We start from the raw sequence: 12,283 nt of genomic DNA on the forward strand, positions 1-12,283 counted from the left end.
ACGGCCTCCGGCATTTGATTTTGATCAATTGAAAGACCGTGGCACTGCGTTAGGATTTGACAATAGTCAGGAAGCGCTATTTTGCCGCGAGGCGACACGCTTTATATTCGTGCCCGTATGCGTTAGCACGCCATCGTTGCGCCGCCTCATCAGGCGAAAGGAAAAGCCGATATGGAAGTTCGCCGCCAGGATGTCCATAATTCCGATATTCCGCTCGTGTGTCGTGCCTGCGAGGCACGACACGGCGGCGTCTGCGGCGCCCTGACGCCCGAGCAACTGACCGAACTGAACAAGCACTCCTCCCGCCACCGGCTGGACAGCGGCGCCGAGGTGATCGGCCAGGGCGAGACGGTGGTGAACTATTCCAACATCATGCGCGGCGTGGTGAAGCTGACGAAGGTGATGGCGGACGGCCGCCAGCAGATCGTCGGCCTGCAGTTCGCCCCCGATTTCCTCGGCCGCCCCTTCATCGAGGAAAGCGCCATCACCGCGGAAGCGGCGACCGAAAGCGAGGTCTGCAACTTCCCGCGCAACGTGCTCGACCGGCTGGTCAAGAAGACGCCGGAACTGGAGCACAAGCTGCACCGCCAAGCGCTGAAGGAGCTGGACGAGGCGCGCGACTGGATGCTGACGCTCGGCCGCAAGACGGCGCAGGAGAAGGTCGCGAGCTTCCTCTACCTCATCGCCACCCATATCGACCCGGAGAGCATCGACATGTCGTCCTTCGACCTGCCGCTTTCGCGCGCCGACATCGCCGATTTCCTGGGCCTGACCATCGAGACCGTCAGCCGGCAGTTCACCAAGCTGCGCAAGGAAAACGTCATCCGCATCGAGAACAACCGCCACGTCACCGTCCCCGACATGGACCGGTTGATGCGCTACGCCGGCAACGACTGAGGCGAAAGCCTCAGCGCGTGATGACGATGCGGGTGTTCGAGAGCCCGTTGCGGTTGGCGAGTTGGAAGAACGTTGCCGCATTCGAGGGATGCAGCCGCACGCAGCCATGCGAGGCGGGACGGCCGAGGCGCCTGGTGTCGAACGTCGCATGCACCGCATAGCCGCCGTTGAAGAAGATCGCATAGGGCATCGGCGCATTGTCGTATTTGCGCGAGCGGTGGTCGCGCGAGGCCCATTTCGCCTTCCAGCTCCCCGTCGGCGTGCCGAAGCCCTTGCGGCCCGTCGAAACGCGCCAGCGGTGTTTCACGATGCCGTTCTGCATCACGATCATGGTCTGCGAAGAAAGACTGACCTCCGCCAGAAGATTGGCGGAAAGTGCAGTCTCGGCCTGAAACAGGACGACAAGGAACGCGACCGCAGTCGCAAGCAAGGCACGCATGACTTCCCCTTTATTGAATTGCGCCAGGCTTCGGCGCCATGTCCGACAGCAGGACAGACTATAGACGTATGAGCCTTCCACAATATTGACGAGGAAGAAGAAAAGAAATCGAAGTTAAGGCTTAAAATTCTATCTTCCGGCTTTCCGCATGCTCAAAACAAGGCGGCGGGAATCATTGCCAGCAACACGCCAGCCGCAAGAACGGCGCAGGCGGCGGAAAAGATGCGCAGCGACAGGTCGATGTCGGCGGCCGTGGCGACGGTGCGGCCGGCGGCGTTCATCATGGGTTCGTCGACGCGCGCGCCGCCGTAGATGCGGGGGCCGGCAAGGCCGATGCCCACGGCGCCGGCCATCGCCGCTTCCGGCCAGCCGGAATTGGGCGAACGGTGAAGGCCGGCATCGCGCAGTGCCGTGCCGATGGCGGCGCGGGCGGCCGCCCTGCCCTTCGCCAGCCATGCGCCGGCGGCGATGAAGAGGATCGACAGGCGCGCGGCCGGCCAGTTGGCGAGGTCGTCGAGCCGGGCGGAGGCCCAGCCGAAATCGAGATATTTTGCGTTCTTGTGGCCGATCATCGAGTCGGCCGTGTTCAGCATCTTGTAGGCGAAAAGACCCGGCAGGCCGAAGAGCGCATACCAGAATGCCGGGGCGACGACGCCGTCGGAGAAGTTCTCGGCAAGGCTCTCGATGCCGGCACGGCAGACGGCCGGCTCGTCCAGCGTTGCCGGATCGCGCCCGACGATCATCGACACGGCCTGCCGCCCGCCCTCGAGGCCGCCCTCCTTGAGACCGGCCGAGACGGCGCGCACATGATCGTGGAGGCTCTTCTGCGCGAGGAAGACGGCGACGACGACGACCTCGACCGCCGCGCCCGCCAGGCCGAGCGGCGCAAGAAGCCGGTGCAGGACGAAACCGAGGAAAACGCTGGCGGCGAGCAGCACGGCGATGCCGGCCGCGCCGTTGAAGCGGCGGGTCTGGGCGGAAAGGCGCTTGCCGTTGAACAGCCTGTCCATCGCGCCGATCGCCCGCCCGAACAGCACGACCGGATGGGCCACGCGCCGCCAGAGCCAGTCCGGATCGCCGACAAGGCGGTCCAGCACCAGTGCAAGGAACAGGATCGAAAGCGTCTGCGTCATCGGCCCATCACATCCGCCAGCGCCGCGGCAAGCCGGCCATCCGCAGCCGCATCCGGCGCGAGGCCGAACCGCAGCCAGCGGGGATTATAGTCGAAAGGCCGCACCAGCACATGGTGACGGCAGAGGCCTTCATGGATGGCGGCAGCCTCGGCATGCTCGACCAGCGAAAAGAGGCCGGTGCCGCCGACGACGGCAAGTCCCGCACCGGCAAGCGCCTTGTCGAGCGCCGCCTTGCGTCCGGCGATGGCGCGGCGGATGGCGGCGGTGTCGGAAGCCATGAGCGTCGCGGCGATCGCCAGGGCCGGCCCCGATACGGCCCAGGGGCCGAGCCCGTCCTCGATGCGATCCAGAACCGCCGCCTCGCCGACGGCGAAGCCGAGGCGCAGGCCCGCTAGGCCGAAGAACTTGCCGAAGGAACGCAAGACGAGGAGGCCGGGCAGGTTACCCGCCAGCGGCGCGATGCAATCCTCCGGGCGCATGTCGCCGAAGGCCTCGTCGACGACGAGGAGACCGCCCTTCGCGGCAACGCGCGCATGAAGATCGAGGAGCCTGTCGCGCGGGAAAAGCCGGCCGTCCGGGTTGTTCGGATTGACGACGACGACGAGGCCGTGCGCTTCGCCCACGGCATCGAGGCCGGCGACGCGATCCACCGGCACGCCAGCATTGGCGAGCACGCGGGCATATTCGCCATAGGTGGGCGAAAGCACGGCGGCGCGGCGGCCGGAGGAAACGAGGCGCGGCAGGAGCTGGATGACCGACTGCGTGCCCGGCACGGGAAGCGGCAGGGCATCCGGCGTTCCGTAATAGTGCCGGGCGGCGGCGCGGGCCGCATCCTGGCGGTGGCGATCCGGCAGGCGGTGCCAGGCTGCGGCATCCACGTCGGGAACGGCGACCGGATTGGGATTGATGCCGGTGGAAAGGTCCAGCCAGTCCTCCGGCCGGCCGCCATAACGTGCGGCGGCGGCGGCGATGCCGCCGCCATGGACGATACGCGGCGCGCTCATGCCACCTCCGGCGCGAGGTCGATCACGTGCATGTAGGAGCCGCTGACCGTGTCGCGCCGAAGGCCGGCCTCCCCGAGGTTCTCGCCCATGGCGTCCGTCACGGCGAAGAGGCGTTCCGCCGGCCCCTCCCGAACGACGGTGGAATAATGGAACTCGTGCGCCGTCATCGGCGCGGCAAAACCCGAACCCGCCAGCGGCGTGACCCGGCGGTAGCCGAGATGGCGCCGCCGCTCGGCGAAGCTGGTGACGAGCGGCAGGAGGCCGAGCATGGCATGGCGCGTTCCGTCCGACGCGATCAGCGCTTCCCCAAGGGTCATGTAGCCTCCGCATTCGCCATAGATGCGCGCGCCCCGGCGCGCCGCCTCCAGCATGCCTTGGCGGAAACGGCCGGCATTGGCAAGGGTGGCGGCGTGGAGTTCCGGATAGCCGCCGGGAAGATAGACGGCATCGGCATCGCCGGCCGGCGCGGCATCGGCGAGCGGCGAGAAGAAGGAGAGGCTCGCGCCCGCTTTCTGCCAGCCGAGCAGCAGGTGCTGGTAGCTGAAAGCGAAGGCCCTGTCCGCCGCGATGGCGATACGCTGGCCGAGCGGCGGCAGGTGCGGGACGGCGGCGGCCGGTGGAAGGACGGCGCGGCCGGCGGCGACGGCGGCGAGACGGTCGAGATCGCAGCAGCGCGAGACGACCCCGGCCGCGTGGGTGATGAAGGTTTCGAGCGCGCCATGCTCGCCGGCCTGCACGAGGCCGAGGTGCCGCTCCGGCAGGGCAAGCGCCGGATCGCTGTACAACACGCCGAAAATCGCGATGCCGGCCGCCTCCAGCGCGCCGCGCAACATGGCCTCGTGCCTGGTGCTGCCGACCTTGTTGAGGATGACACCGGCAACATGCACGTCGGCGCGATAATCCCTGTAGCCCTTCGCCAGCGCAGCGACCGACTGGGACATGCGGCTGCAATCGACGACGAGCACGACAGGCAGGCCGAGCGTCGCGGCCAGATCGGCCGGCGCGCCGGTGCCGTCGGCGGCACCGTCGAAGAGGCCCATCATCGCCTCGATCAGCAGGAAATCCCCCTCGCCCGCCTGATGGGCGGCGTTGGCGCGGATGAGGTCCGGGCGCATCGCCCAGGGATCGTAGTTGAGGCAGGGCTTTCCGCTGGCGGCGGCGTGGAAGGCCGGGTCTATGTAGTCAGGGCCGGCCTTGCCGGAGACGAGGCGCATGCCGGCATCGGCGAACGCCCGGGCAAGGCCTAGCGTCACCGTCGTCTTGCCGGAGCCGGACGCGGGGGCGGCGACGAGCAGTCCGCTCATGCCGGATCCTTCATCTCGCGCGAGCCGAACGGATCGGGCGCGAGCCTGCGGCCTTGCGTCAGCGCGCCGATCCAGTCGAGCGAGGGACGAAGGCGCACGACCTCGCCGACGACGACGATGGCGGGCGGCTCGATGCCGGCGGCTGCGACATCGGCCTCGGCGCGGGCGAGCGTCGTTTCCAGCACGGTCTGATCGGGCGTGGCGGCATTGCAGACGAAGGCGACCGGCTCGTCCGGCGAGCGACCGCCGGCGACGAGGTTCGCGGCGATCTGGCCGATATGCTTCATCGCCATGTACATGACGATGACGGGCGAGCCCTTGGCAATGCCCTCCCAGTTGATGCGATCCGGCACGAGGCCGGAGGAATCGTGGCCGGTCAGGAAGGTGACTGCGTGGTTGACCTCGCGATGCGTCACCGGGATGCCGGCATAGGCAAGCCCGCCGATGCCGGCGGTGATGCCCGGCACGATGCGGAAGGGAATGCCGTGCTCGACCAGCGTCAGCGCCTCTTCCCCGCCCCGCCCGAAGACGAAGGGATCGCCGCCCTTGAGGCGCAGCACGCGCTGGCCGGCGCGGGCGAGCTCGACGAGCCTGAGCGAGATGTCGCGCTGCCGGTGCGAGGGCTTGCCGCCGCGCTTTCCGGCGAACTCCAGCACGGCGCCGGGCCGGGCGAGCGAGAGGCACTCGGCATTGACCAGCGCGTCATGCACGATGATATCGGCCTGCTGCAGCGCATTTGCGGCATGCAGCGTCAGGAGGCCGGGATCGCCCGGCCCGGCGCCGACGAGCCAGACGCTGCCTTTTTCCATCGGCGCAAGGGCGGAGAACAGGGCGTGCATCAGGCGTGCTCCGGACGTGAATCAGAATGCGAGGACGTGGAATCGCCTTGCGAGGAAACGCCCGCAAGCAACTGAAAAGACTCCGCGACTGCGACGGTGGCGTGGGCGGATTTCGTCTTCTCGACGACGAGCCGTCCGCCCGCGCCCGCCTGCGCGAGCGCGGCGGCCTCGGCAACGCCATGGCAGCCCGCATGGGCGAAGACGAGGTCGGAAGGATTGGCAAGGCGCGGCGTCTCGGCCTCCAGCCGGGCGGCGGAAAAGGTCACCAGCGGGACGAAGAAATGGCGCGCGACCGCGTGCATGGCCGGCTCCGCGGCGCGCGCGTCCAGCGTCGCGACGAAGGCGACGGCCTCCGGGCGGTCGATGGCGGAAACGGCGAGATCGACGAGCTCGGCGGGCGGCGTGCCACGCTCGCAGCCGAGGCCGAGGACGAGCGATCGTCGTCCGGTGTCGGGGGATGGGGCCTCGTCTCGCATGGCGGTCTCTCGCAAAAATTCCACGCGAAAGGGCCCGGCCTTGCCGTTTCCGACGGTTCCGGATGAGGCCCCTCTGGGTCGGCCGCACCGGACACCGCTCGGCCCGCTCGGGGCACCGTCGCTTCCCCTTTAGTACCGGAGGGGCAAAGGCCGGTCAAACCGGTTTGCGGCATGCAGCGCGCCGGATGCGGCAAGCGCACCGCGCGGGCCTTGCTTTTGTCGCACAGTCTGACAGAAGAACGGCCAGTCCTTCCTCTCGCTCCTGCCGGGTCCGCCGTGGTCGATCTCGCCCTCCATCTTCTCGTCTTCCTGTTTTTCGCCGCGTTCCTCGCCGGTTTCATCGATTCCATTGCCGGCGGCGGCGGCATGATCACCATTCCCGCCATGCTGCTCGCCGGCATTCCGCCGCTCGAAACGCTGGGCACCAACAAGCTGCAGTCGCTGTTCGGCTCGGGCTCGGCCACGCTCGCCTATGCGCGCGCCGGCCATGTGCGGCTCGGCGAGCAATTGCCGATGGCGGCGCTTTCGGCGCTGGGCGCGGTTTTCGGGGCCCTGCTCGCGACGGTGGTCCCGGGCGACGTGCTGAAGGTGATCCTGCCGTTCCTGCTGGTGGCGATCGCCGTCTATTTCGGGCTGAAGCCGAATATCGGCGACGTCGACAAGCACCGCCGCATGAGCGTCTTCCTCTTCACCGTCACGGTCGTGCCGGCAATCGGCTTCTATGACGGCGTCTTCGGACCCGGTACCGGCTCGTTCTTCATGCTGGCCTTCGTCACGCTTGCCGGCTTCGGCGTGCTGAAGGCGACGGCACACACGAAGCTCCTCAACTTCGGCTCCAATGTCGGCGCCTTCGTGGTCTTCCTCCTCTACGGCGTCGTCCTGTGGAAGGTCGGGCTCGTCATGGGGGCTGGACAGTTCCTCGGCGCCCAGGCGGGCTCGCGCGTGGCGATGAAGAACGGCGCGAGGATCATCAAGCCGCTCCTTGTCGTCACCTCCATCGCCCTCGCCATCCGCCTGATGGCCGATCCCGGCCATCCGATAAGGGTGTGGCTCGGCTGGTAGGCCCGCACCGGGGCAAGACCCCGGCAAGGGGGGAGATGAGGACAGGCCGCCGTCAGTATTCGACGCCCTGCTGTGCCTTGATCCCCGAGCGGAACGGATGCTTCAGAAGCTCCATCTCGGTCGCGAGGTCGGCGATCTCGATCAGCTCTTCCTTGGCGTTGCGGCCGGTCAGCACGACATGGGTCATGTAGGGCTTCTCGGTCTTGAGGAACGCGATGACCTCGTTGACGTCGATATAGTCGTAGCGCAACGCGATGTTGATCTCGTCGAGCAGCACCATGGAATTGCGCTCGTCGCGGATGAGTTCCTTCGCCTTCTCCCAGGCCTTCTCAGCCATCGCCACGTCGCGGGCGCGATCCTGCGTTTCCCAGGTGAAGCCCTCGCCGAGCGTGAAGAACTGGCAGAGATTAGAGAAATGCGTCTCGATGAGATCGCGCTCGCCGGTCACCATGGCGCCCTTGATGAACTGCACCACGGCGCAGGGCTTTCCATGCGCGATATGGCGGAAGATCATGCCGAAACCGGCGGTCGACTTGCCCTTGCCCTTGCCGGTGTGGACGATGACGAGGCCCTTCTCGTCCGTCTTCGTCGCCATGATCTTCTCGCGCGCCTGCTTCTTCTTCGCCATCTTCTCCGAGTGGCGGGCAAGTTCGGCTTCGCTCATGCCGGCGGTTTCGTCCTGGTTGTCTGTCATGTCAGTCTTCCCGTTTCGGCAGGTCGTCCTCGCAATGCAGCCAGGAAACCCGCTCGTTCCAAAAACCGTGCTGGGCGATTTCGACGCCCGTCGCATCGTCCAGCGAGGCGACATAGAGATCGACGATGCCGGGCCGCCTCTCGCTCTCGTAGCTCATCGGCGAACCGCAATTGCCGCAGAAACCGCGCCGCACGCCGGGCGACGATGCATAGTGCCGCAGCGTCCCGCCCTTGAACGCGACATCGCCCGCCGCCACGCAAAAGAAGGTCGTGACCGGCGAGGACGTGGCGCGCCGGCAACTCTCGCAATGGCAATGGCCCGTGCTGACGATATCGCCGGAAACGGAAAATGTCAGCGAACGGCAAAGGCAGCGGCCTGTGAGATCCATCACGACGCCCTCCTCTTTCCGAGCATGTCGAGCTCATAGCGCGCCGAGTTGGAGCGCGGCGTCCACAGGCCGCGGTCTATCGCCTCGGCGAAGCGCGCCGCCATCTCGGCGAGCGCCGCCGGGTTCTTCCGCGCAAGGAAGTCGCGCACGCGCTCGTCCAGCACATAGGCCTGGTAGGCGGCCTCGAAATGATGGTCCTTCACCGCGCCGGTGGTCGCGGCGAAGGCGAACATGAAATCGACCGTCGCGGCGATCTCGAAGGCACCCTTGTAGCCATGGCGCATGACGCCGTCGATCCACTTAGGATTGACGACGCGGGCGCGCACGACGCGGCCGATCTCGTCTTCCAGCGTGCGCACGATGGGCTTTTCCGGCCGCGACAGGTCGTTGTGGTAGACGACGGGCTGCCTGCCGGAAAGGTGCTCGGCGGCCGCGGCCATGCCGCCCTCGAACTGGTAGTATTCGTCGCTGTCGAGCAGGTCGTGCTCGCGGCTGTCCTGGTTCTGGATCACCGCCTGGAGGCTCTTCATGCGCGCCGCCAGCCGCTCGCGCATCGGCACGCCATCGCCCGCGCCGTCATAGGCATGGGCGCCCCAGGCGAGCCAGGCCTCGGCAAGGTCGCCGCGCTCGCTCCATAGGCCCTCGTCCATCATGGTCTGGAGACCCGCGCCGTAACCGCCGGATTTCGCGCCGAAGATGCGGAAACCCGCCTGCCGCGCCGCCTCGTCCTGCGAGGCGCCCCGGGCCGCCAGCACCGCCGCCTCGGCGCGCATGCGCGCGGCGATGGGGTTGTCGGCATCGTCCTCGTCGAGCGCCCCGATGGCGCGCACGGCGCGGTCGAAGAGCGCGATCTGCTCCGGGAAGGCATCGCGGAAGAAGCCGGAAATCCGGAGCGTCACGTCGACACGCGGATGGCGCAGCATGGCGGGGGGAATGATCTCGAAGCCGGTGACGCGGCGGGACGCCATGTCCCAGGTCGGCCTGACCCCGATCAGCGCCATGGCCTGCGCGATGTCGTCGCCGCCGGTGCGCATGTTGGAGGTGCCCCAGGCGGTGATGCCGAAGGAAGTCGGCCATTCGCCGTGGTCCTGCGCATAGCGGGTGACGATGAGCTCGGCGGATTTCCGGCCGAGTTCCCAGGCGGCGGGCGTCGGCACGGCGCGGCTGTCGACCGAATAGAAGTTGCGCCCCGTCGGCAGCACGTCCGGCCGCCCGCGCGTCGGCGCGCCGGAGGGGCCGGGTTCGATGAAGCGTCCGTCGAGCCCGCGCATGAGCGCCGAAATCTCTGCCGGGCCGCAGGCGGCGATTGCGGGGCGGATGCTCGTATCGATGGCATCGAGCACGGCACGGGTGGCGTGCCAGCCCTCGGGGCAGGCCAGCGAGCCGTCCACCAGCCCGGCGGCGAGCAGCTCGATGCGCTCCACCGCATCGCCCGTGCTGCGCCAGGGCGCACCGGAACGGGAAGCGAGAATTTGCGGGCGCGGGCCGCCCCACGGGTCAGAGGCGACGCAATCGAGCGGGTCGAAGGCAAAGCCATCCAGCGCATCCGCCGCGATCGCCCGCTGAAGGCTCGCCTCGCCGCCTTCGCCGAGGCCGCGAGGAACGCGCGCGAGCGCCACCGTCAGGTCCGTGAACAGCCGCCCTTCCGGCGAGACGCCGAAGACATGCAGGCCGTCACGGATCTGCATTTCCTTGAGGTCGCAGAGATAGGCGTCGAGCTTCTGGAGCGCCGCTTCCTCGCCGTCGGATTTCGCGATGCCGGCGTCGCGGTCGAGGCCGATGTCGCGCACCAGGTCGAGAATCTGCTTCGAGAGCAGCTTGATGCGGCGCGGATCGCCGCCGGAAGCCTCGTAATATTCGTCGACCAGCGCTTCGAGGTCCTTGAGGGGACCGTAGGTCTCGGCGCGCGTCAGCGGCGGGGTCAGGTGGTCGATGATGACGGCGGCGGAGCGGCGCTTGGCCTGCGTGCCCTCGCCGGGATCGTTGACGATGAAGGGATAGAGATGCGGCACGGGGCCGAGCACGGCCTCGGGATAGCAGGCTTCCGACAGCGCCAGCGCCTTGCCCGGCAGCCATTCGAGGTTGCCGTGCTTGCCCATGTGCACGATGGCGTGGGCGCCGTAGTGAAGGCGAAGGAAGGCATAGAAGGCGAGATAGCCGTGCGGCGGCACGAGGTCCGGCGAATGGTAGCTGTCCTTCGGATCGATATTGTAGCCGCGCGCCGGCTGGATGCCGACCAGCGTCGCGCCGAAGCGGGCGAGCGGCAGGGCGAAGATGTCGCCGGCAACAAAGGGATCGTCCTCCGGCGCGCCCCAGCGCGCCGTCATCTCCGCCTGAATCGACTTCGGAAGTGAAGAGAAGAAGGCCTTGTAATCGCTCAGCGAAAGCGCTTCGCGAATCTCGCGGCCGTCGCGCGCGGCATTGGTCGGGCCGGCCATGAGATGAGCGATCAGCGCATCGCCGTCCTCCGGCAGATCGGCGACCGCATAGCCCTCCGCCGCCATCGCGCGCAGCACCTCCATCGTGCCGGCCGGCGTATCGAGGCCGACGCCGTTGCCGAGCCGGCCGTCGCGGTTCGGGTAGTTCGCCATGACGAGGGCGATACGGCGCTCGGCCGGCCTGGCCCGCCGCAGCCGCGCCCAGCCGGCGGCGAGCTTCGCGACGAAGCGGATGCGGTCCTCCGCCGGATCGAGGCTGACGATATTGGTCTCGACCCGCTCGTCGTAGCGCGCCGCAGCCTTGAAGGAGACGGCGCGGGAGAGCACGCGCCCGTCGACCTCCGGCAGCGAGACGTTCATGCCGAGGTCGCGCGCCGTCAGCCCCTGCCCCGACGCCTCCCAGGCCTCGCGCGAGGAGCCGGAGAAAATGACCTGCAGCACCGGTGAACCGGTCTCGTCGAGCACCGTCGGCTTGCGGCCGGCGCCGGGCGCCGAAACGGCGAAGCTCGTGGCGTTCAGCACGATCCCGGGGCGGGCCTCGGCAAAAGCGTCGCGCACCGTCTCGATGGAGACGGGCTCCTTGAGGCTGGAGACGAAGAGCGGCAGCGCGCGCACGCCCTCGGCGGCCAGCGCCTCGATCAGCATCTCGACCGGGCGCGTCTCGCCGCTCTGCACATAGGCGCGATAGAAGCAGACGGCGGCCGTGGGGATACCCGCCTCCGGCCTGCCGGCCATCTCCCCCGCAGGGGGGCAGATTGGCAGGTTGCACGCATCTGCTTGCGTAGGAGCGCCTGAATTCAGGGAAACCGCTCCTCCATCGATCTCCCCCCCATTGGGGGAGATGGCCGGCAGGCCAGAGGGGGGTGAAACACCGGCAACCTGCCGCCATGTGCCGATATCGACGACACCCCGCCCCGGCCACCAGATGCCCGCCTTTTCCAGCGGCGTTGCCGGTTCCGGCTTCTCGCCGCCGAAGACCAGCGCATCGGCGTAGGCGAGGAAGCGGTCCGCATTCTCCGCGCCGCCCTCGTTGAGATAGGCCCAGAGCCGCTGGCGGTCCACATCATCAATGCGGTTGAAGGGAATGAGGCCCTCGTCCGGCCGGTCGTCGCCGGGCAGCGCCACGAGCCGGATGCCGTTGGCGACGGCCGTCGCAAGCAGGGCTTCCAGCACATAGCGGAAATAGCTGGCGCCGCCGAGCGCGCGGATGACGATGAGCCTGGCATGCCGCGCCGTGCGCTCGACATAGGTATCGACCGACATCGGATGCGACAGCGCGGCAAGGCTGGCGAGGCGCAGGCGCGTATCGCCACTGCGCGCACGGTGGGCGGCGGCGATGGAGGCGAGCTCCGTGTCGGCGGCGGAGAGGAAGAGGATGTCGCCCGGCGTCTGGCCGAGGTCGATGGCTTCCTTGCCGTCGGCGATGGTGCCCTTCTGGGCTAGCAGGAGATGCATGCGGCACCTCCCGTTCTGCGGCGTGCCGTGCCGATGGATCCTCGGGTCGAGCCCGAGGATGACGGAGAGGAGGACAGGTTATGAAGCCTGTCGACCGGTGCGGCATGCATAACCGTTGCTGTTGGCAACCATCTCTTCCTTCTTTCGTCATCCT

11 protein-coding genes are annotated in these 12,283 nt (G+C 68.0%); 2 read left to right on the plus strand and 9 right to left on the minus strand.

Features of this window, described 5'->3' with window-relative positions:
- Window positions 1-171: 171 nt before the first annotated feature.
- On the plus strand, window positions 172-897 hold the full coding sequence (locus L0976_RS01660) for a Crp/Fnr family transcriptional regulator (RefSeq protein ID WP_203319167.1): 726 nt from the start codon (window positions 172-174) through the stop codon (window positions 895-897).
- Window positions 898-907: 10 nt separating this feature from the next.
- Here the strand turns inward: L0976_RS01660 and L0976_RS01665 are convergent, their stop codons facing one another.
- The 6 genes from L0976_RS01665 to L0976_RS01690 all read right to left on the minus strand — a co-directional run bounded on the left by L0976_RS01665 (window position 908) and on the right by L0976_RS01690 (window position 6,092).
- Entirely contained in the window at window positions 908-1,336 is a 429-nt protein-coding gene (locus tag L0976_RS01665) for a L,D-transpeptidase (protein ID WP_203319168.1), read from the minus strand.
- Window positions 1,337-1,488: 152 nt separating this feature from the next.
- The gene (gene cbiB / locus L0976_RS01670) at window positions 1,489-2,469 is read right to left on the minus strand and encodes an adenosylcobinamide-phosphate synthase CbiB (RefSeq protein WP_234185734.1); all 981 of its coding nucleotides are present in this window, start codon (window positions 2,467-2,469) and stop codon (window positions 1,489-1,491) included.
- Window positions 2,466-3,473 (minus strand): threonine-phosphate decarboxylase CobD, encoded by a 1,008-nt coding sequence (gene cobD, locus L0976_RS01675; protein WP_234185735.1) that lies wholly within the window; start codon window positions 3,471-3,473, stop codon window positions 2,466-2,468. Before cobD ends, cbiB begins: the two co-directional genes overlap by 4 nt.
- Window positions 3,470-4,777: a cobyrinate a,c-diamide synthase gene (locus L0976_RS01680; RefSeq protein WP_234185736.1), complete on the minus strand. Its 1,308-nt coding sequence runs from the start codon at window positions 4,775-4,777 to the stop codon at window positions 3,470-3,472. The genes cobD and L0976_RS01680 overlap by 4 nt, the downstream gene beginning before the upstream one ends.
- Window positions 4,774-5,616 carry a uroporphyrinogen-III C-methyltransferase gene (gene cobA, locus L0976_RS01685; RefSeq protein ID WP_203319172.1) on the minus strand — a complete coding sequence of 281 codons (843 nt, stop codon included), beginning with the start codon at window positions 5,614-5,616 and terminating at the stop codon, window positions 4,774-4,776. Before cobA ends, L0976_RS01680 begins: the two co-directional genes overlap by 4 nt.
- The gene (locus L0976_RS01690; RefSeq protein ID WP_234185737.1) at window positions 5,616-6,092 is read right to left on the minus strand and encodes a cobalamin biosynthesis protein; all 477 of its coding nucleotides are present in this window, start codon (window positions 6,090-6,092) and stop codon (window positions 5,616-5,618) included. Before L0976_RS01690 ends, cobA begins: the two co-directional genes overlap by 1 nt.
- A gap of 276 nt (window positions 6,093-6,368) precedes the next feature.
- Between L0976_RS01690 and L0976_RS01695 the strand changes: the two genes are divergently transcribed.
- Window positions 6,369-7,154 (plus strand): TSUP family transporter, encoded by a 786-nt coding sequence (locus tag L0976_RS01695; protein ID WP_203319174.1) that lies wholly within the window; start codon window positions 6,369-6,371, stop codon window positions 7,152-7,154.
- Window positions 7,155-7,206: 52 nt separating this feature from the next.
- Here L0976_RS01695 and cobO read toward each other — a convergent pair whose 3' ends face one another.
- From cobO to cobN, 3 genes are read right to left on the minus strand one after another with little or no spacing between them, the layout of a single operon-like run.
- Window positions 7,207-7,848 carry a cob(I)yrinic acid a,c-diamide adenosyltransferase gene (gene cobO, locus L0976_RS01700; protein ID WP_203319175.1) on the minus strand — a complete coding sequence of 214 codons (642 nt, stop codon included), beginning with the start codon at window positions 7,846-7,848 and terminating at the stop codon, window positions 7,207-7,209.
- 1 nt (window position 7,849) lies between these two features.
- Window positions 7,850-8,236 (minus strand): GFA family protein, encoded by a 387-nt coding sequence (locus L0976_RS01705; RefSeq protein ID WP_234186197.1) that lies wholly within the window; start codon window positions 8,234-8,236, stop codon window positions 7,850-7,852.
- Window positions 8,236-12,129, minus strand: coding sequence for a cobaltochelatase subunit CobN (gene cobN / locus L0976_RS01710; protein WP_234185741.1), 3,894 nt, complete (start codon window positions 12,127-12,129; stop codon window positions 8,236-8,238). Before cobN ends, L0976_RS01705 begins: the two co-directional genes overlap by 1 nt.
- Window positions 12,130-12,283: the final 154 nt, after the last annotated feature.

Source organism: Shinella sp. NM-101 (genome assembly GCF_021401195.1).
Classification (GTDB): Bacteria; Pseudomonadota; Alphaproteobacteria; order Rhizobiales; family Rhizobiaceae; genus Shinella.

Coding starts and splice junctions, on each gene's coding strand:
- cbiB (WP_234185734.1), bottom strand. CDS start 2,469: ATGACGCAGACGCTTTCGATCCTGTTCCTTGCACTGGTGCTGGACCGC.
- cobO (WP_203319175.1), bottom strand. CDS start 7,848: ATGACAGACAACCAGGACGAAACCGCCGGCATGAGCGAAGCCGAACTT.
- L0976_RS01660 (WP_203319167.1), top strand. CDS start 172: ATGGAAGTTCGCCGCCAGGATGTCCATAATTCCGATATTCCGCTCGTG.
- L0976_RS01705 (WP_234186197.1), bottom strand. CDS start 8,236: ATGGATCTCACAGGCCGCTGCCTTTGCCGTTCGCTGACATTTTCCGTT.
- L0976_RS01680 (WP_234185736.1), bottom strand. CDS start 4,777: ATGAGCGGACTGCTCGTCGCCGCCCCCGCGTCCGGCTCCGGCAAGACG.
- L0976_RS01690 (WP_234185737.1), bottom strand. CDS start 6,092: ATGCGAGACGAGGCCCCATCCCCCGACACCGGACGACGATCGCTCGTC.
- cobN (WP_234185741.1), bottom strand. CDS start 12,129: ATGCATCTCCTGCTAGCCCAGAAGGGCACCATCGCCGACGGCAAGGAA.
- cobA (WP_203319172.1), bottom strand. CDS start 5,616: ATGCACGCCCTGTTCTCCGCCCTTGCGCCGATGGAAAAAGGCAGCGTC.
- cobD (WP_234185735.1), bottom strand. CDS start 3,473: ATGAGCGCGCCGCGTATCGTCCATGGCGGCGGCATCGCCGCCGCCGCC.
- L0976_RS01665 (WP_203319168.1), bottom strand. CDS start 1,336: ATGCGTGCCTTGCTTGCGACTGCGGTCGCGTTCCTTGTCGTCCTGTTT.